This window comes from Bacteroides mediterraneensis, assembly GCF_016900355.1.
In the GTDB taxonomy this organism is placed as follows: Bacteria; Bacteroidota; Bacteroidia; order Bacteroidales; family Bacteroidaceae; genus Phocaeicola.
Genome location: NZ_JACJKA010000002.1, coordinates 19,236 through 37,762, shown reverse-complemented (window position 1 = coordinate 37,762; position 18,527 = coordinate 19,236). Strand labels below are relative to the sequence as shown.

14 protein-coding genes are annotated in these 18,527 nt (G+C 45.6%); 7 read left to right on the top strand and 7 right to left on the bottom strand.

Annotated features, from left to right (window positions below; translation table 11 throughout):
- Positions 1 to 4 precede the first annotated feature (4 nt).
- Both H6A28_RS02010 and H6A28_RS02005 read right to left on the bottom strand, forming a co-directional pair.
- Entirely contained in the window at positions 5 to 607 is a 603-nt protein-coding gene (locus tag H6A28_RS02010) for an SIS domain-containing protein (protein WP_204474520.1), read from the bottom strand.
- A gap of 26 nt (positions 608 to 633) precedes the next feature.
- Positions 634 to 1,167, bottom strand: a complete 534-nt coding sequence (locus H6A28_RS02005; protein WP_204478679.1) for a TIGR00730 family Rossman fold protein — start codon at positions 1,165 to 1,167, stop codon at positions 634 to 636.
- A gap of 102 nt (positions 1,168 to 1,269) precedes the next feature.
- Between H6A28_RS02005 and H6A28_RS02000 the strand changes: the two genes are divergently transcribed.
- The 6 genes from H6A28_RS02000 (at position 1,270) to H6A28_RS01975 (ending at position 9,049) form a co-directional block, all read left to right on the top strand.
- Positions 1,270 to 2,493, top strand: a complete 1,224-nt coding sequence (locus tag H6A28_RS02000; RefSeq protein WP_204474522.1) for a M16 family metallopeptidase — start codon at positions 1,270 to 1,272, stop codon at positions 2,491 to 2,493.
- Positions 2,494 to 2,620: 127 nt separating this feature from the next.
- Positions 2,621 to 2,956, top strand: coding sequence for a helix-turn-helix domain-containing protein (locus H6A28_RS01995; RefSeq protein WP_204474523.1), 336 nt, complete (start codon positions 2,621 to 2,623; stop codon positions 2,954 to 2,956).
- A gap of 341 nt (positions 2,957 to 3,297) precedes the next feature.
- Positions 3,298 to 4,425: a helix-turn-helix domain-containing protein gene (locus H6A28_RS15055; RefSeq protein ID WP_239465222.1), complete on the top strand. Its 1,128-nt coding sequence runs from the start codon at positions 3,298 to 3,300 to the stop codon at positions 4,423 to 4,425.
- Between the two features lie 270 nt (positions 4,426 to 4,695).
- Positions 4,696 to 6,513 carry an arginine--tRNA ligase gene (gene argS / locus H6A28_RS01985; protein WP_204478678.1) on the top strand — a complete coding sequence of 606 codons (1,818 nt, stop codon included), beginning with the start codon at positions 4,696 to 4,698 and terminating at the stop codon, positions 6,511 to 6,513.
- A gap of 62 nt (positions 6,514 to 6,575) precedes the next feature.
- A complete protein-coding gene (locus H6A28_RS01980; protein WP_204478677.1) occupies positions 6,576 to 7,205 on the top strand; it encodes a viroplasmin family protein in 630 nt (209 codons plus the stop codon).
- Between the two features lie 14 nt (positions 7,206 to 7,219).
- On the top strand, positions 7,220 to 9,049 hold the full coding sequence (locus tag H6A28_RS01975; RefSeq protein WP_204478676.1) for an LTA synthase family protein: 1,830 nt from the start codon (positions 7,220 to 7,222) through the stop codon (positions 9,047 to 9,049).
- A 3-nt stretch (positions 9,050 to 9,052) separates the two neighbouring features.
- Here the strand turns inward: H6A28_RS01975 and H6A28_RS01970 are convergent, their stop codons facing one another.
- Positions 9,053 to 9,700: a nitroreductase family protein gene (locus tag H6A28_RS01970; protein ID WP_204478675.1), complete on the bottom strand. Its 648-nt coding sequence runs from the start codon at positions 9,698 to 9,700 to the stop codon at positions 9,053 to 9,055.
- A 180-nt stretch (positions 9,701 to 9,880) separates the two neighbouring features.
- Positions 9,881 to 11,485, bottom strand: coding sequence for a phosphoenolpyruvate carboxykinase (ATP) (pckA, locus tag H6A28_RS01965; protein WP_204474530.1), 1,605 nt, complete (start codon positions 11,483 to 11,485; stop codon positions 9,881 to 9,883).
- A 293-nt stretch (positions 11,486 to 11,778) separates the two neighbouring features.
- On the opposite strand from pckA, the gene upp reads away from it, so the two are divergent.
- A complete protein-coding gene (upp, locus tag H6A28_RS01960) occupies positions 11,779 to 12,432 on the top strand; it encodes a uracil phosphoribosyltransferase (protein WP_204474532.1) in 654 nt (217 codons plus the stop codon).
- Between the two features lie 203 nt (positions 12,433 to 12,635).
- Here upp and H6A28_RS01955 read toward each other — a convergent pair whose 3' ends face one another.
- From H6A28_RS01955 to H6A28_RS01945, 3 genes are all read right to left on the bottom strand, one after another.
- Positions 12,636 to 14,969 carry a GH92 family glycosyl hydrolase gene (locus H6A28_RS01955; RefSeq protein WP_430641260.1) on the bottom strand — a complete coding sequence of 778 codons (2,334 nt, stop codon included), beginning with the start codon at positions 14,967 to 14,969 and terminating at the stop codon, positions 12,636 to 12,638.
- A 209-nt stretch (positions 14,970 to 15,178) separates the two neighbouring features.
- On the bottom strand, positions 15,179 to 16,189 hold the full coding sequence (locus tag H6A28_RS01950; protein WP_204478674.1) for a 2-oxoacid:ferredoxin oxidoreductase subunit beta: 1,011 nt from the start codon (positions 16,187 to 16,189) through the stop codon (positions 15,179 to 15,181).
- Between the two features lie 33 nt (positions 16,190 to 16,222).
- Complete coding sequence (locus tag H6A28_RS01945) at positions 16,223 to 18,070, bottom strand: 2-oxoacid:acceptor oxidoreductase subunit alpha (protein ID WP_204478673.1); 1,848 nt, start codon at positions 18,068 to 18,070, stop codon at positions 16,223 to 16,225.
- Positions 18,071 to 18,527 lie beyond the last annotated feature (457 nt).

Sequence of the window (18,527 nt, the reverse complement as noted above, 5' to 3'; positions counted from 1 at the left end):
TCGTTTATTTGCTCAGAGCCCGGGAACGCTCTCCCAAATACCCTCCATGATGACGTTTGCTGTATTCCTCAATGGTAAAGCCTGTCTTGCGCATAGTCTCCACCACCAGAATATCTCCTATCACCGTCATGACTGTGGTCGAGGTAGTAGGTGTCATTCCTAACAGACATACCTCATCAGGATGTCCTGTAGCCAAACAAATGTCGGCAGACTTTGCCAAAGGGCTATCCGGATTTCCCGTGATGACAATCTTCTTCAGCGTAGGGTCCAGCCGTGCCGCCAACTCTGTAAGTTCTACAATTTCACGGGTTTTTCCTGAATTTGAAATCAACAGCAACAAATCATTTTTCTGTAAAATTCCCAAATCGCCATGCTGTGCCTCACTCGGATGAAGAAAAACCGCCGGTATACCTGTAGAACAAAATGTAGTAGCTATATTCATGGCAATCTGCCCAGCCTTTCCCATTCCACTCGTCACCAGCTTTCCACCCTTTTCATGCACCTGCTGCACAATCAGCTGCACCGCTTTTTCGTATCCGTCGGTCACTGGGATATTCAATACAGCCTGAGCCTCACGCTGTAACAATTCTTTAATTGATGAATTCATATATAGAGTATGATTAAATGATAATTCTATTCCAACAAACGAGTAAGCTCGTCGAATGTATTGGCCACCTCGAAATAATTCTTTAACGGACGATGCGCAAAATGCGCTGCTTCCAGTCGCTCCAGAAACGCCAGCAAATCATTCCAAAAGCCATCTATATTATAAAAAATCACCCGTTTGTCATGGTAGCCGATGCTGCACGAAGCCATCACGTGAAACACCTCATCCAATGTGCCTATTCCGCCGGGCAAAGCCACCATAACTTCCGCCTCCTGCACCATGATGTCCTTCCGGTCACTCAGGTTTACCGAATGGAACGACACGTCAAGCAAGTCACTCACCTTTCCATTCTCTTCCAATTTGGTAGGCACCACACCCATAATCATAGCCCCGTTTTCCTTCGCACTTTTCGCCAAGACCTCCATCAAGCCCGTATTGGAACCTCCGTACACCAGCCATTTATGATGCTGCCCCAGCCATGCTCCCAACTCCTTTGCCTTCTCCATAAACACAGGGGCAATGGTATCCGAAGCTGAACAAAAAATTGCAATTTTATTCATATATTAGTTTTAATATCCTTCAGTGCAAATATCTGCATTTTTTGAAGAAAGGCAATAAGTATTTATTGTAAATTTGCGGCAAAATCGAAATTACACCTGAAAATGGCATATTCAACTTTCACCCTCCCTAACGGACTGCGTCTCATCCATACCACCAGCCCCACCAACGTGGCTTATTGTGGCTTCGCCGTTGATACGGGTACCCGCGATGAACTCCCGCAGGAACAAGGAATGGCACACTTCGTGGAACATCTCATCTTCAAAGGAACCCAGAAGCGAAAAGCCTGGCACATTCTGAACCGCATGGAAAACGTGGGAGGCGACCTGAATGCCTATACCAACAAAGAGGAGACCGTTATCTACAGCGCCTTCCTAAAAGAACATTTCAACCGAGCGGCAGAGCTGTTGACCGACATCGTGTTCCATAGCCTCTTCCCCACTCACGAGATAGAAAAGGAGGTAGAAGTTATCATTGATGAGATACAAAGTTACGAAGACAGTCCCGCAGAACTTATTTTCGATGACTTCGAAGAGCTCATCTTTCCCAATCATCCATTAGGACGAAATATTCTGGGCAATCCGGAACTCTTACGGAAATTTACCAGCGAAGATGCACAACTTTTTGTACGCACACATTACCAGCCAAAGAATATGGTATTTTTCGTCTTAGGTGACATCCCTTTCTCAAAAGTCATCCGGACCTTGGAAAAGCTCACAGCGGATATTCCTTCGAGTACAGATGTTCAACCACTACGTACACACCCGGCTCCATACCAACCTCGACAGCTGACTCTTCACAAGGATACACATCAAGCACACGTCATGATGGGAGGAAGAGGTTATCATGCTTACGACGAACGACGTACCGGTCTGTACTTACTTAATAATATCTTAGGAGGCCCTGGTATGAACAGTCGCCTGAACGTGTCTCTACGGGAAAAAAGAGGGTTAGTCTATACAGTAGAATCAAACCTGACCTCTTATACAGATACGGGGACATTCTGCATCTACTTCGGTTGTGACCCACACGACACGGATCATTGCATTTCCCTGGTCCACAAGGAACTGAAGAAAATCCGTGACAAGGCACTGACCAGTCTGCAGCTTCATGCAGCTAAAAAGCAAATCATCGGTCAGATAGGAGTAGCAGGTGACAACTTTGAAAACAATGCTCTCAATATGGGCAAATGTTTTCTTCACTACCAGACTTACGAAGAAAAAGAAGAAGTATTCAAACGGATTGAAGACCTCACTGCCTCCCAACTACTGGACATTGCTAATGAAATGTTAGCCGAGACCTATCTATCCACGTTAATCTATCAGTGAAATAAAGGCCGAATAATACATTTTTTCTACCATATAGTAACAAGATACTAATAGATATTCTCAAAACTCATTTTTTGTCTTTTCATTCATTTCCAAAACTTTCTACTTTCGAAGAAAAATGGGAATAATGAGAAAGAACGAAGTAATCAAAACCAGGCTGGCAGAATGGATTAACCAAAAAGGGTATTTAAATTCCCGCATCACCATCATACAGCTAAGCAAGATCATTGGAGTAAATAGGACCTATCTGTCCAATCACATCAATACCACTTATGGTACAAACTTCAATCTCTGGATTAACCGTATGCGCATAGCAGAAGCCAAACAACTTATCAAATTATCACCCAAGCGTAATCTGTCAGAAATAGCTGCCCAAATCGGATTTACTGATTTAGCACACTTCAGCAAGCAATTCAAGTTACAAGAAGGTGTGACCCCCTCCGAATGGAGAAAAAACATATAAGTTTTTCCGATTACTTACAGCCTTATCCAATGGATTGCTTATCATCATATAACTAATTGTGTTTATACACAACTTGAAGTATCTTCCCGCCTACGAGTCAGTTTTTTTAACCGAATAGTTACAAATATTGTCTGAATAAACATTCTTTCCATACCAATAGCATAAATTGACAAAAAAAGAGCGCTTTTAACTCTTGTCAATTTATTAAATTTACCTTTAGGAAACAAGAAAAGCACCGTCTTCTACCTCAATGACTTAGAACAAATTCCAGTCCAAAGCAGGAAATCTTACTTTGCAACAAGAAGACATTCTATTACTTTTTGAATGAAAAACCAACAGTTATGGAAAGAATATTTTTTACGATGGAGATTATTGCTGGTATTAGTAGCTTAGTATTAGCCATTTTTCTTCATTTCTCCGAAGTTCCTAAAGGAGAAATGAGCAAGCGCAGCAAACATAGCCGGATCTATGTAGAAATTGCCTATATCATCGTAGGGCTTGCCTCACTCGGTGTCGCATTCACCACCAACGCCTATCATGAAACATTGAAAGCCTTCTTCATCCAAAGCTTGGCTCCTATCCAGGCACTTCTATTTCTCTGGTCTATTACTTATCCTATATATATAGGCCACAAATTGCAAGGATTTATGCAACGGCAACTCATCTATACCATCCTGTTGGCTGCAGTCAATCTGATTTATTACTTCGGCATGGATGGGCGGACAGGAACTCTGCCTTATTATCTGCTGATGAGCTGCCACCTCCTTCTGCTAATTCTCTACATACGTGTGTTCCTTCGTATTTCCAAACGCTGGGCACAAGTACACCCCGAACGTGAGCCCTATTTGAAGAAGCGGATACACCCAATCTTTATCGGATTGTGCATCATGTTCATGCTTTCCGTCGCAGTAAATATTTATCCTTACTTCATCAGTCAGCTGGTATTCACAGGGCTATACACCATATTCTATATCATATTCGCTTTAGAATATCATAACTATGGCATTCGTATCGCCAACTATTCGTTCAACGAGGGAAGTCAACCAACTATAGAAGGGCAACATTCTACAACTGAAACGGTTTCTGAGGACAATACCACATCCACCAAAAAAGGCTACAAATGGAACTATGAAAAAATAGAAGAAAAACTACAAGAATGGATATCCAACAAAGGCTATCTCCACCCCAGTCTTACCATTCAAGACATGAGTAAAGAAATAGGTATCAACCGTACCTATCTGTCAAACTTCATCAATGAAACTTATCAAACCAATTTCAATGGTTGGATTAATGGATTACGAATTGAAGAAGCCAAACTCCGAATGCATAACAATCCAGATTTAAGTCTTGCCGAAGTAGCCGAACAAGTAGGCTTTGCCGACCTTGCCCATTTTAGCAAGCAATTCAAACTCAAAGAAGGCTGTTCCCCTTCTACGTGGAAAAAGAAAAGCCAAGAAACCGACATCTAACCCCGTAATGGGACAATTTCATTTTCCACGCCTACAAGAACAAGCTGAGCAAGGAACAGCAAGACGAATGCAGCAAACTGATGCAATAATACAAAATAGAAATAGAAGAAACACCCTGTCGGCAGAACAAAATAAATTCACTATCTTTTCATAAGATAGAATACGGCTCGGTATAGCCCAAACGAAAAACTTTATTTTTCGTTTGTCTCTACTCTCGCCTTTCACTATCTTTGCGCCATTGAACGGATTATCATAAAACTACATACACGCATGAAAATAGAAGATAAACTGACGGCGTCCGTAATCAACGGCGTGAAAGAGTTGTACGGGCAGGAAGTTCCCGCCAAGATGGTACAGCTGCAGAAGACCAAGAAAGAGTTTGAAGGCCACCTCACACTGGTTGTCTTCCCTTTCCTGAAGATTTCCAAGAAAGGTCCGGAACAAACCGCACAGGAAATCGGAGAATACCTGAAGCAGCACGAACCTGCCATCGCCAGCTACAACGTAATCAAAGGATTCCTGAACCTGACCATTGCTTCGAGCGTATGGATCGACTTGCTGAACCGCATCCAGGCGGACAGCCAATGGGGTATTCAGAAAGCTGCCGACAATGCGCCGCTGGTGATGATTGAATATTCTTCTCCGAACACCAACAAGCCGCTCCACTTGGGCCACGTACGCAACAACTTGTTGGGTAACGCATTGGCCAATATCATTGCTGCCAATGGCAATAAAGTAGTAAAGACCAACATTGTCAACGACCGCGGTATCCATATCTGCAAGTCCATGCTGGCTTGGTTGAAATATGGCAACGGCGAGACTCCGGAATCATCCGGGAAAAAGGGTGACCACCTGATTGGCGACTACTATGTGGCTTTCGACAAACACTACAAAGCCGAAGTGAAAGAGTTGATGGCAAAATACGAAGCGGAAGGCATGAACGAGGAAGAAGCCAAGACCAAGGCAGAAGCCAACTCTCCGCTGATGCTGGAAGCCCGCGAGATGCTCCGCAAATGGGAAGCCAACGACCCGGAAGTACGCGCGCTTTGGAAGAAGATGAACGACTGGGTATATGCCGGCTTTGATGAGACGTACAAGATGATGGGCGTCAGCTTCGACAAGATATATTACGAATCACAGACTTACCTGGAAGGAAAGGCCAAGGTCTTGGAAGGACTGGAAAAAGGACTCTTCTACCGCAAGGAAGACGGCTCTGTATGGGCTGACCTCACTCCGGAAGGGCTGGACCAGAAACTGCTGCTCCGTGCAGACGGTACTTCGGTCTACATGACACAGGATATCGGTACAGCCAAGCTGCGTTTCCAGGATTATCCTATCAACAAGATGATTTATGTGGTGGGTAACGAACAGAACTACCACTTCCAGGTGTTGTCCATCCTGCTCGACAAGCTGGGCTTTGAATGGGGTAAGGACTTGGTACACTTCTCTTACGGTATGGTGGAACTGCCGGAAGGTAAGATGAAGAGCCGCGAAGGTACCGTAGTCGATGCGGATGATTTGATGGAAGCCATGATTGAAACGGCCAAAGAAACCAGCAACGAACTGGGTAAACTGGACGGACTGACAAAGGAAGAGGCCGACGACATCGCCCGTATCGTGGGACTGGGTGCCTTGAAATATTTCATCCTGAAAGTAGATGCCCGCAAGAACATGACGTTCAACCCGAAGGAATCCATCGACTTTAACGGAAATACGGGACCGTTCATCCAATACACTTACGCACGTATCCAGTCCATCCTCCGCAAGGCCGCAGAAGCTGGTATCCAGATTCCGGCTGTGCTTCCGACAGGCATCGAACTGAATACCAAGGAAGAAGCACTGATTCAGATGCTGGCCGACTTCCCCAACGTGGTAAAACAAGCAGGTACGGACTACAATCCGTCTATCCTGGCCAACTATGCCTACGACTTGGTGAAGGAATACAACCAATTCTATCACGACTTCAGCATTCTGCGTGAAGAGAACGAAGCTGTGAAGATTTTCCGTCTGGCATTGAGTCAGAACGTAGGAAAGATTGTCAAGCTGGCCATGGGCTTGCTGGGCATCGAAGTACCTGAACGCATGTAATTCATTTGAAAATAGCGGGTGGCAAGGGAGCCACCCGCCTTTTTTAACCTCCTTATCTCTTTATGGCGAAAAAAAAATTCTATGTGGTGTGGAAGGGTGTGAATCCGGGAGTATATGCTTCCTGGACCGACTGCCAACTGCAAATCCAAGGATACAAAGGAGCCATCTATAAATCATTCGACACAGAAGAGGAAGCCGCACAGGCTTTTGCGACTCCCGCCCATGTATATTTACACCGCCACCGGAAACCAACGGTTCAAGAACCTTCCGCAAAACAGCTTCCGGAAAATTTTGACCTGAACTGCCTGGCAGTCGACGCGGCCTGCAGTGGAAACCCTGGTCCCATGGAGTACCGTGGAGTATACCTGCTTACCGGACAGGAGATTTTCCGTTTCGGACCAGTATATGGAACCAACAACATCGGAGAGTTTTTGGCCATCGTACACGGACTGGCACTACTCAAACAAAAGCAACTGAACATGCCGCTCTACTCCGACAGTCGCAACGCCCTCCTTTGGGTGAAACAGAAGAAATGCAAAACCAAACTGGAACGCAATGCCCGAACCGAAACGTTGTTCCAGCTGATTGAACGGGCGGAGAAATGGCTGAAGGAGAACACTTACACCACTCCCCTGCGTAAATGGGAAACAGAATCATGGGGCGAAGTCCCCGCCGACTTCGGACGTAAATAATCAGACCTAAACCAATGAAAAAGAGACTTGCTTACCTGGGATATATTTTTGCCGCTATTTTAGGCTATTTCCTGCTCCAGAAACCAATCTTCATGCTCTATAACGGAGCTTTAGAGAAAGGGATACCTTTCATGGACTACCTGAAAGTGCTGTATCACGGCTTCACCCTCGACGCAGCCACTACGGGCTACCTTACTGCCCTTCCCTGGCTGATTATTCTGGTAAGCATCTGGTTCAGCCGTTTCCCACTGCGAAAGATTCTCGTGGGCTACTATGCACTGATTGCGCTGGCTACCACCCTTGTCTTCATCAGCGACATGGCTTTATATCCGTTCTGGGGATTCAAGCTCGATGCCTCCATCTTCCTATACCTGGACTCTCCCAAAAATGCCATGGCCAGCGTGTCAGTCGGCTTTATCCTGATACGGATGATGTGTATCCTGATACTATCAGCCTTGCTCACATGGGGACTGTATAAAATAACGCCTGCCCAACTTCCCCAAGTACCGCAAGTCCGCAAACGTTTCACAGGCAGTTTGGTCACGATTCTGTTAGGAGGTATCCTCTTCATCATCATCCGAGGTGGTGTCACCGAATCAACCAGCAACGTGGGCCAGGCCTATTTCTGTGACAACGAATTCCTGAACCATTCAGCAGTCAATCCGGATTTCAGTCTGCTGTCGTCCATCAGTAAGACAACCGACTTTTCCAAGCAATTCAATTTCTTTGACGAAGAGAAACGGGCCAGCCTGTTCAACGGGTTGTATGCAGACACCGGAGAAAACGCCATATCCCTCCTGAATACGCAACGTCCCAACGTCCTGATTATCCTGATGGAAAGCTTCGGAGGCGTGTTTGTGGAGCCGTTGGGAGGTCTCCCGGATGTCAGTCCAAACTTGAACCGGCTGAGTAAAGAGGGCGTGTTTTTCACGAACTGTTACGCCAACAGTTTCCGTACCGACCGAGGTACAATCTGTACTTTCAGCGGCTACCAAAGCTTTCCTACCGTGTCGGTCATGAAGTCACCGGCCAAGAGCCGTACGCTGCCTTCAATTGCCGGGAAGCTGCGGGAACAAGGTTATGCCACCGACTTCCTGTACGGGGGTGACATCAACTTTACCAACATGAAGAGTTACTTACTGAGCAGCGGTTACCAGCATCTTACAGCCGATGTGGATTTCACACTGGAAGAGCGCAAAAATCCGTGGGGAGTGAACGATGACATCACTTTTGAACATCTCTACCAACAGATAAAAACACGCACTGGCAACCAGCCTTGGCACACGGCCTTTCTGACTCTCAGCAGCCACGAACCTTTCGAAGTACCTTATCACCGCCTGAACGAAAAAATTCCCAATGCCTTCGCCTTTACAGACGATTGTCTGGGGAAATTCATCGACAAGCTTAAGGCACTTCCGCAATGGAAGAACCTGCTCATTGTCTGTCTGCCGGACCATGGTTTCTATTACCCGGAAGAGGGACTGGTGCACGACCCGCGCATCCATCACATCCCGATGCTCTGGCTGGGCGGTGCCGTAAAGCAACCCATGGTCATCGACAAGCTGATGAACCAAAGCGACATGGCCGCTACCCTACTGGCACAACTGGGGCTCAGCCACAAAGAATTCAATTTCAGCCGTAACGTGCTGGGTAAGGATTACAAATACCCCTTTGCCTACTACACCTACAACAACGGCTTTGCCTTCTGCGACAGTACCGGTGTCACCCTGATTGACAACAACTCCGACAAGGCATTAATAGAATCCCCAGCTCCGAACGCACGACGCACAGAACTGGGGAAAGCGATTCTACAATCTTCTTACGATGATTTGGGAGCGCGATAACCATTACTCCACAAACATCACTTTCGATGCATCACGAGGCTTGGCAGCCGGCGATTCATCCGGATATCCGAAGGCAATGCAATACAACAGGTCATAGCCTTCGGGAATGTTCAGACGTTTCAGGTATTCTGCGGCTCCGGGGTCGGTCTTCATGAAACGTATGGGACCACCCAGACAGCAGGAACCGATGCCCATAGACCAGGCAGAAAGAATCATGTTCTCACCCAACAGTCCACAATCCACTTGTGAGAAGTCATAGGCAGTGTCGTTGGCAATAAACACCACTGTCGGCGCGTTGCGGAACATATTCCGGAAATTCGGATCTTCCGCCACTTTCGGGTTGGCTTTCTTATACACCTCCGTCAGACCATTGATAAATTCCGGATTGTCTACTACCCGGATTGCCCACGATTGTTTGTTCTGCCCATTAGGCGCATTAATACCACAATCCAGAATCACCTGCATCGTATCCCGGTTCACCGGCTGCGGCAGGTACTTCCGCACGCTGCGACGTGCCATGATGGTCTCGATTACTTGATTAGTACTGTCAGCCTCGTTAGCAGCTGCCGGCTGTGATTGCTGTGTTTGACCGCCACAGCTGGAAAGACAGAGCAAGCCTGCTCCCAGCATTGAATAAATCATCTTTTTCATACTCTTTATCTTTGATTAGTCCCATTCATACCTCTTCTCATCGGCCATAGAAATGGCCCTATGTCATCCTCTCCCGGCGAAAAAGATTCCTCCATCTCCGCCGCCATCCGACCAAATATAACAAAAAAAGCGGTTCCCCGAAGGAAACCGCTTTCATATTTAAGATTTTGTAAGTCTGAATTACAATTTCGGACCAGCAGCAACCAAAGCTTTACCAGCTTCGTTACCAGTGAACTTAGCGAAGTTCTTGATGAAGCGAGCAGCCAAGTCTTTAGCTTTTTCTTCCCACTTGCAAGCGCAGTCGTAAGTGTCACGCGGATCCAAGATCTTCGGATCAACACCCGGCAATTCAGTCGGAACAACGAAGTCGAAGTAAGGAATAGTCTTAGTCGGAGCTTTTTCGATAGAACCATCCAGGATAGCGTCGATGATACCACGAGTATCACGGATAGAAATACGTTTGCCAGTTCCGTTCCAACCAGTGTTAACCAAGTAAGCCTTAGCACCAGTCATCTTCATCTTCTTAACCAATTCTTCTGCATATTTAGTCGGGTGCAATGACAAGAAAGCAGCACCGAAGCAAGCAGAGAATGTCGGAGTCGGTTCAGTGATACCACGTTCAGTACCAGCCAACTTAGCAGTAAATCCTGACAGGAAGTAATACTGAGCCTGTTCTTCGTTCAAGATAGATACTGGAGGCAATACACCGAATGCATCAGCTGACAAGAAGATAACTTGTTTTGCGTGAGGACCTTTAGAAACCGGTTTAACGATGTTGTTGATGTGGTAGATAGGATAAGAAACACGAGTGTTTTCAGTTACGCTCTTATCAGCGAAGTCAATCTTACCGTTAGCATCTACAGTAACGTTTTCCAGCAAAGCGTCACGTTTGATAGCATTGTAGATATCCGGTTCAGATTCCTTATCCAAGTTGATAACCTTTGCGTAGCAACCACCTTCGTAGTTGAATACACCTTCGTTATCCCATCCGTGTTCGTCATCACCGATCAACAGACGTTTCGGGTCAGTAGACAAAGTTGTCTTACCTGTACCAGACAGACCGAAGAAGATAGCTGAGCTCTTGCCTTCTTTGTCTGTGTTAGCAGAACAGTGCATAGAAGCGATACCACGCAACGGGTTGAAGTAGTTCATCATAGAGAACATACCTTTCTTCATTTCACCACCGTACCAAGTGTTCAGGATAACCTGTTCCTTAGTAGTCAAATTGAAGACAACTGCAGTTTCTGAGTTCAGACCCAGTTCTTTGTAGTTTTCAACTTTAGCCTTAGAAGCGTTGTAAACAACGAAGTCAGGTTCGAATGATTCCAATTCTTCTTTAGAAGGACGGATGAACATGTTAGTTACGAAGTGAGCCTGCCATGCAACTTCCATGATAAAACGAACTTTCAAACGAGTAGCTTCGTTAGCACCGCAATAACCATCTACTACATACAGTTTCTTGTTTGACAATTCTTTTGCAGCCAAAGCTTTCAAAGCATTCCAAGTTTCTGTAGTAACAGGTTTGTTATCGTTTTTGTATTCTTCAGAAGTCCACCATACAGTGTTTTCACTTGTAGCGTCTTTTACCAAGAATTTATCTTTAGGAGAACGACCAGTGTAGATACCAGTCATTACGTTTACTGCACCCAGTTCAGTTACCTGACCTTTTTCATAACCTTCCAGACCAGCTTTTGTTTCTTCAGCGAATAATACGTCGTAAGAAGGATTGTGTACGATTTCTACGGTTCCAGTGATACCGTACTTAGTAAGATCTAATTTTGCCATTGTTCAAATGATTAATTTGGTTATTATATCAAATGTTTATTCTTTTTCTCTACCTCACTAAACGCCTAATCTATCCTCATTTCTGTTCTTCAACATCTCTTTGTTTTAGGCGCTACAAAAGTAGTAGTTATTTTTTTATTCAAAGAATTTATTACTGAAAAAAATCCGTAATCATTTAAAGATTTATACTTGTATAACAAATTTGCCAAATCTACATTACAAATCAATTTTATTTTGTTTCTTTGCAGGCCAATAATCTTAACTAAATAACTCCTAAGCACCTGAAAATGTTTATGAAAATAATCAACTTTAACCAAACCAATACCCTCTTCAACCAGTTCTTATCTGAGATTCGCAACATACATGTACAAGGCGATTCACTCCGCTTCCGCCGAAACATGGAACGAGTCGGTGAAATCATGGCTTACGAAATCAGCCGCACTCTTCCGTACCATCCAGTTTCAATACAGACTCCGCTGGCCACAGCCGTAGAAAACGTCCCCGCAGAACAGCCGGTGGTAGCCACCATCCTCCGAGCCGGACTGCCACTGCACCAGGGATTTCTCAACTATTTTGACCATGCCGAAAACGCCTTCGTGTCGGCCTATCGCAAATACATCGATGAAGATCACTTCGATATTCATATCGAATATATCGCTTCCCCACGACTGGACGGCAAAATCCTGATTCTCACCGATCCGATGCTGGCTACCGGCAGCTCCATGGAATTGGCCTACGAAGCTTTGCTCACTAAAGGAGAGCCTTCTCATATACACATCGCGTCGGTCATTGCCAGCCGCCAGGCCATCGAACATATCAAAAAAGTATTCCCTGCAGAAAAGACGACAGTGTGGTGCGGTGCCATTGACCCGGAACTGAATGCACATTCGTACATCGTACCAGGACTGGGTGATGCTGGCGATTTGTGCTATGGAGAAAAAGAATAAGAAATAATGGAGGATGTGCATGTACATCCTCCACACTATCGTAATCAATATCCCGGATTTTGCTGTTTAGCTATTACAGGATTGCCCTGAAGTTCACTCAAATGTTGCTTTTATATCACATTCTATATCTTGCAACGAATAATGAATAGTATCTACCAAACAATGCTATCCGACGGAGAATCACACAAGGATACTTTCATGATTTATTTGCTTCTGCTTGTAAGTGAATAAGGTTTATCTTCTGCTTTCAAGCCTCTTTTTTTGTCGGGAGAGGCACCCATCTTAAATTCCCACACACACCCTTTCATCAGGTCGGCATGCGTCACATACAGTTTCTCGTATTTTTTCCCGTTAATGGTAAGCGATTGTACATAGCGGCGTGTATCATCTACTCCCGGAGCTTTGATTTCCAGTACATTCCCATTGGGCAAGTTCAACTTGAGATACGAAAAATAAGGAGCTCCCAATACATACTGATCAGTTCCCGGACACACAGGATAAAATCCCATAACCGTAAACATATACCAAGCTGACATCTGCCCGCAATCATCATTTCCTCCCAAACCATTTATATCATTCCGATACATTCGGTCTATAATCTCTCTAGTCCAATATTGTGTTTTCCAAGGCTGTGAAGTCCAGGCATACAAGTAAGGGATATGATGACTCGGTTCATTTCCATGCACATAACCACCTATCAATCCTTCTTCCGTAATATCTTCATTCTTTTCATAATATTTTTTCGGAAGATGCATTTCAAACAACTTATCCAAACGGTTTAAAAAGACTTTCTCACCTCCCATCAAATCCATCATACCATATACATCATAAGGAACATGGAATGAAAAATTCCATGAGTTTCCTTCAATGAACCCTTCACCATGTGTCTGTAAAGGATCAAAATCCTTCTTAAAGCTTCCGTCAGCATAGCGTGGACAAGCAAATCCACACGATTTATCGAATACATTACGATAATTCAGAGCCCGTTGATAATACTGATTGGCTATTTCTTTATTTCCCAGTCGTAAAGCGGTCTGATAAATGGTCCAGTCATCATAAGCAAATTCCAAGGTAGAAGAAACAGCCGTACTACTTTCTTCAAAAGGAATATAGCCCAACTTTTTATACTCACCCAGATGGTCATAATAATCCACATTCGACGTTTCCACCATGGCCTGTAATGCAGATTCTTTTTGACCGGTAAATACATTTTTAGCTATCGCATCCGCCAAAACAGACACGGCATGGTATCCACTCATACACCAGTTTTCATTTCCCATCAGGCTCCATACCGGTAACATCTTATGCACACTTTGCTGTTGGTGGTAAATCATGGATTTTACCATATCATTACTCTGTTGCGGAAAAGCCAGGTTCAAGAAAGGATGCTCTGCCCGATAAGTGTCCCACAAAGAAAAAATGGTATAATTGGTAAAACCTTCCGCCTTGTGAATGTTATGGTCCAACCCCCGATAAAGTCTGTCTACATCCATATACACAGAAGGATTAATCATCGTATGATACAACGATGTGTAGAACATGGACTTCTGGTCTTCAGTCCCTTCTATTTCAAACAAATTCAATTTCTGGTTCCATAACTTGGAGGCTTCATCCGCCACTTGTTCAAAAGTTTTCCCTTCAGCTTCTGCCCGCAGATTCTTCAAAGCCCCTTCCGTACTCACGGGTGAAAGAGCCACCTTTATCACCAGTTCCTTATTGACCGACGTATCAAAATTAAAATACGACACAATAGACCGCCCCGTTATTTCCGGGAAATTACGCTCCAGCGCAAATCGCCTCCAAAACCCGATATAGTCCGGTTTCTTTTTATCCACATACCCATAATCTTTTATCGGTTGTGAAAAAGAAATCGCGAAATAAGTATAATTTGTCCGAGCCCATCCATCGGTTATCCGATACCCGGTCAACAATGTATCATTCTCGACTCTCAGGTTACTCCAAAGCACCTTTCCATCGTAATTGTAAATACTATGGTTTAAATCGAGAATAATTCGTCCTTCTTTGGATGGATAAGTATATTTATGCACTCCGACCCGTGGAGTGGCTGTCAGCTGAACCTTTATATTATAGTCCTTAAGAGTCACCTCATAATATCCGGCAGCAGTATGTTCTGTATCATGGCTGTAACGCGAACGATACCCTTCATCCGGATGAGTAGCACGCCCCGGATTCAGTTTCAAGTCTCCCGTCGTGGGCATTATCAACACATCCCCCAGGTCAGAATGTCCTGTACCACTTAAATGCGTATGACTAAATCCCACAATCGTTGAATCGGAATACTGATAGCCTGCACAATATTTATAAGCATCTGTCTGATACACCCCGTTCACACTATGAGGAATTGTATCTGTATCCGGACTAAGCTGTACCAAACCAAAAGGAACGCAAGCACCTGGAAAGGTATGCCCCATCCCATTGGTACCGATAATTGGGTTGACATAATCCACTACACTCTGAGAAAATGCCGGAGAAGACAGCAACCCGGCAAGCAGATAAAGATAGATTTTTCGAAACATATACATTAGGTTTAACATCGATTTTTATATAGGTAAAATTAAGAATCGCATTCTATTTCCTTATCCAGATTTTCTTCCACCCTTTCCAATCTGCATACGCCTAAACAGAATGATACCAGAAAGGTAAAATTTTAATTACCACTTTATTATTAAAACAAAAAGAAAAAGAGCCGGATGAAAAAACACCGGCTCCTTTTATCTTGTCTCGTTTATTTAATCTCCCACGTATCGTTCGTTTCGAGCAACTCGGCAAACGTGTGGTATTTTTTCTTGGCTGAAACCTCTTCTATCTGGGCCTCCACTGCGGCATCGTAGGTCGGTGCCTCCACGTCGCGGATTACTCCCAAGGCTATCGGGAAGTCCGGACCTTCCATCAGGGCCAGCTTCAACTGCAGGGTGTGGTCCTCACAATGGGCATCATGTACCAGAATGTCTTTCTCGGTCACCCCATTTTCTCCCAGCTTCACCACCTTCAGGCCAAAGCCTTCCTGCATCAGCCCGTATTCCTTGTTCGGGCCAAACAACATCGGCTTGCCATGCTCCAGGTAGATGGCATTGCGTTCACGGTCTTCCTTCTTGGCCACGGCATTATGCGTACCATCGTTAAAGATGACACAATTCTGCAACACTTCCACCACCGACGTACCTTTGTGACGGGCTGCAGCTTTCAGCACTTCGATGGAAGGACCGCCGTCGACTGCCGCACAACGGGCAAAGAAACGTCCACGGGCTCCGAAGCACAGTTCTGCCGGACGGAAAGGATCTTCCACTGTCCCGTAAGGGGAAGATTTGCTCACGAAACCACGGGCCGAAGTCGGCGAATATTGTCCTTTGGTCAGTCCGTAGATGCGGTTGTTCAACAACACAATATTGATATCTACATTACGGCGGATGGCGTGGATAAAATGGTTACCCCCGATAGCCAGTCCGTCACCGTCACCGGAAATCTGCCAGATGGTCAAGTTCGGATTGGCTACTTTAGCTCCCGTAGCAATGGCCGCCGCACGCCCGTGAATGGTGTGCATGCCGTACGTATTCATGTAATAAGGTAAACGCGAAGAACATCCGATACCGGAGATCACCGCAATTTCATGGGGTGGCACCCCCAGTTCGGCCAGGGCCTTGTGAAAAGAGTTCAAGAAAGCGTGGTCGCCGCAACCCGGACACCAGCGAGGTTGTCCGAACTTGTAATCTGCTGCCGTATATTTTGTTTCACTCATGATTATTCCTCCAGAACATTTATTGATGAATCATTAAAAAAGTTGGCTGAACGCCTCTACCAGTTCCTTCACGACGAACGGCTGGCCTTTCACCTGGTTGAACTGATGCAGGTGAATACCCTCTACTTTCATGCGGAGATAGCCTGCCAGCTGTCCCATGTTTTGCTCGGCCACCACGATGGTCTTGTACTTCCGCAGCACTTCTGCCGTATTTTTCGGCAACGGATTAATCACACGAAAATGTGCCAGTGCCGTTTTCTTACCCATGGCATTCAACTGGTCCATAGCGGAATGTAGGTGTCCGTAAGTTCCACCGAATCCCACAATCAGCAAATCCGCATCCGGATTGCCCTCTACGGCAAGCGGAGGAAGCGAATCGGCAATCTTTTCCACCTTCTCGGCACGCAGTTTGGTCATCAGGAAATGATTCTCCGGTTCAGTAGAGATAGCCCCGGTTTCGTTACTTTTCTCCAGTCCGCCGATGCGGTGCATGAAGCCCGGCATGCCCGGAGTCGCCCAGTAGCGTACTCCCGTCTTCGGATCACGTTGGAACGGTGTCCAAGAATCTGCCATTTCCGGTTTCACATAAGGCGGACAGATGAAAGGATAATCTTTCAGGTCGGGCAGACGCCATGCCGCCGAACCGTTGGCAATATACGCATCAGTCAGCAGTACCACCGGTGTCATGTGCTCCAAGGCAATCTTGCAAGCCCAATAAGCCGCATCAAAACAGTCGGTCGGTGAAGAAGCCGCGATAACGGGCATCGGACTTTCACCGTTACGCCCGAACAAAACCTGCAGCAAGTCGGTCTGTTCCGATTTCGTCGGCAGTCCGGTGGAAGGTCCGCCACGCTGCACGTCCACAATTACCAACGGCAGTTCCGTAATCACCGCCAGGTTCATGGCCTCACTCTTCAGGCAGATACCCGGTCCGGAGGTCGTGGTCACAGCCAAAGCGCCAGCAAACGAAGCCCCCACAGCAGAAGCACATCCGGCAATCTCATCCTCACACTGCACAGTCTTTACACCCAACGATTTGTGCTTTGCCAATTCGTGAAGGATGTCCGTAGCCGGGGTTATCGGATAAGAACCTAAATAGAGCTGCAAGCCTGCCTTCTCGGCTGCCGCCATTAACCCATAGGCCGTGGCCTTGTTGCCGTTGATGTCCATATAACGTCCCGGCTGTTTCTGTGCCTTACTCGGCACCGTGTAACTGATGGAGACCGATGCATGGGTATTTTCACCAAAGTGGTAGCCGTCGTACAACACCTTCACGTTGGCTTCGGCGATTTCAGGTTTCTTGGCAAATTTCTCGCGCAGGATTTTCTCGCCTACCGCAATATCGCGATGGAACAGCCAGCACACCAACCCTAAGGCAAACATATTCTTGGTACGCAGGATGGACTTGTTGTCCAGTCCACTGTCTTTCAGACTTTCCTTGCACATGGTCGTGATGGAAGCCGATATCACCTCGTTCTTGATGCCCAGTTCAGAGAACGGATTCTCGAGCGAAAATTTTGCCTTTTCCAGGTCGCGTTTGGTAAACGAATCGGAATCAATAATAATCACTGCCTGCGGTTTGCAGAACTTATATTGTGTTTTCAACGCTGCCGGATTCATGGCCACCAGCACGTCGCACTTGTCGCCCGGAGTGTACACCTTTCCGGAACCGATGTGTACCTGGAAGCCGGAAACCCCTGTCAATGAGCCTTGCGGGGCGCGAATGTCGGCCGGGTAGTCCGGGAATGTACTGATATCATTTCCTTCAGTCGCCGAAATATTCGAAAACATATTACCGGCCAACTGCATGCCGTCGCCGGAGTCACCCGAAAAACGGACAACCACATCGTCCAGCTCCTTGACAATCATTCCTTCTGCCATATCGTATTTATTTAAAGTTCACAAAATCAATTTTAGCAAAAATGGCGAAGTTCCAGAAAAAATCAAAATAAATCGGAAGTTATTTTAGAGTACTTTGAAAAAAACGTCCTTGCGTTTCAAGTAAAACGTAAAGGCGTTTTATTCTAAACGCAAGTGCGTTTGAGACAAAACGCAAAAGAGTTTTAGTTCAAACGTAAGTGCGTTTTTTCCAAGTCTTATTTTCTCCTCCAGACAGCGCAAATCCTCAAACAATACAAATAGGGTCAAGCAGCTATCTATCAGTAGATTATCAACAATCCCAGACAAGTTACAGAAAAGTATCAGCACAACTTCCCATTTTCTCCTTTTATATATTAATGATTCGCTTTGCTCCTGCGCTACCTTCCCTCTAAAAAGATGAAACCCTCAATTTAAGCAGTTGCATCTTTGTTTTTTCAGGCAAAAAGAATAACTTTGT

Coding starts and splice junctions, on each gene's coding strand:
- H6A28_RS02010 (WP_204474520.1), bottom strand. CDS start 607: ATGAATTCATCAATTAAAGAATTGTTACAGCGTGAGGCTCAGGCTGTA.
- H6A28_RS02005 (WP_204478679.1), bottom strand. CDS start 1,167: ATGAATAAAATTGCAATTTTTTGTTCAGCTTCGGATACCATTGCCCCT.
- H6A28_RS02000 (WP_204474522.1), top strand. CDS start 1,270: ATGGCATATTCAACTTTCACCCTCCCTAACGGACTGCGTCTCATCCAT.
- H6A28_RS01995 (WP_204474523.1), top strand. CDS start 2,621: ATGAGAAAGAACGAAGTAATCAAAACCAGGCTGGCAGAATGGATTAAC.
- H6A28_RS15055 (WP_239465222.1), top strand. CDS start 3,298: ATGGAAAGAATATTTTTTACGATGGAGATTATTGCTGGTATTAGTAGC.
- argS (WP_204478678.1), top strand. CDS start 4,696: ATGAAAATAGAAGATAAACTGACGGCGTCCGTAATCAACGGCGTGAAA.
- H6A28_RS01980 (WP_204478677.1), top strand. CDS start 6,576: ATGGCGAAAAAAAAATTCTATGTGGTGTGGAAGGGTGTGAATCCGGGA.
- H6A28_RS01975 (WP_204478676.1), top strand. CDS start 7,220: ATGAAAAAGAGACTTGCTTACCTGGGATATATTTTTGCCGCTATTTTA.
- H6A28_RS01970 (WP_204478675.1), bottom strand. CDS start 9,700: ATGAAAAAGATGATTTATTCAATGCTGGGAGCAGGCTTGCTCTGTCTT.
- pckA (WP_204474530.1), bottom strand. CDS start 11,485: ATGGCAAAATTAGATCTTACTAAGTACGGTATCACTGGAACCGTAGAA.
- upp (WP_204474532.1), top strand. CDS start 11,779: ATGAAAATAATCAACTTTAACCAAACCAATACCCTCTTCAACCAGTTC.
- H6A28_RS01955 (WP_430641260.1), bottom strand. CDS start 14,969: ATGTTTCGAAAAATCTATCTTTATCTGCTTGCCGGGTTGCTGTCTTCT.
- H6A28_RS01950 (WP_204478674.1), bottom strand. CDS start 16,189: ATGAGTGAAACAAAATATACGGCAGCAGATTACAAGTTCGGACAACCT.
- H6A28_RS01945 (WP_204478673.1), bottom strand. CDS start 18,070: ATGGCAGAAGGAATGATTGTCAAGGAGCTGGACGATGTGGTTGTCCGT.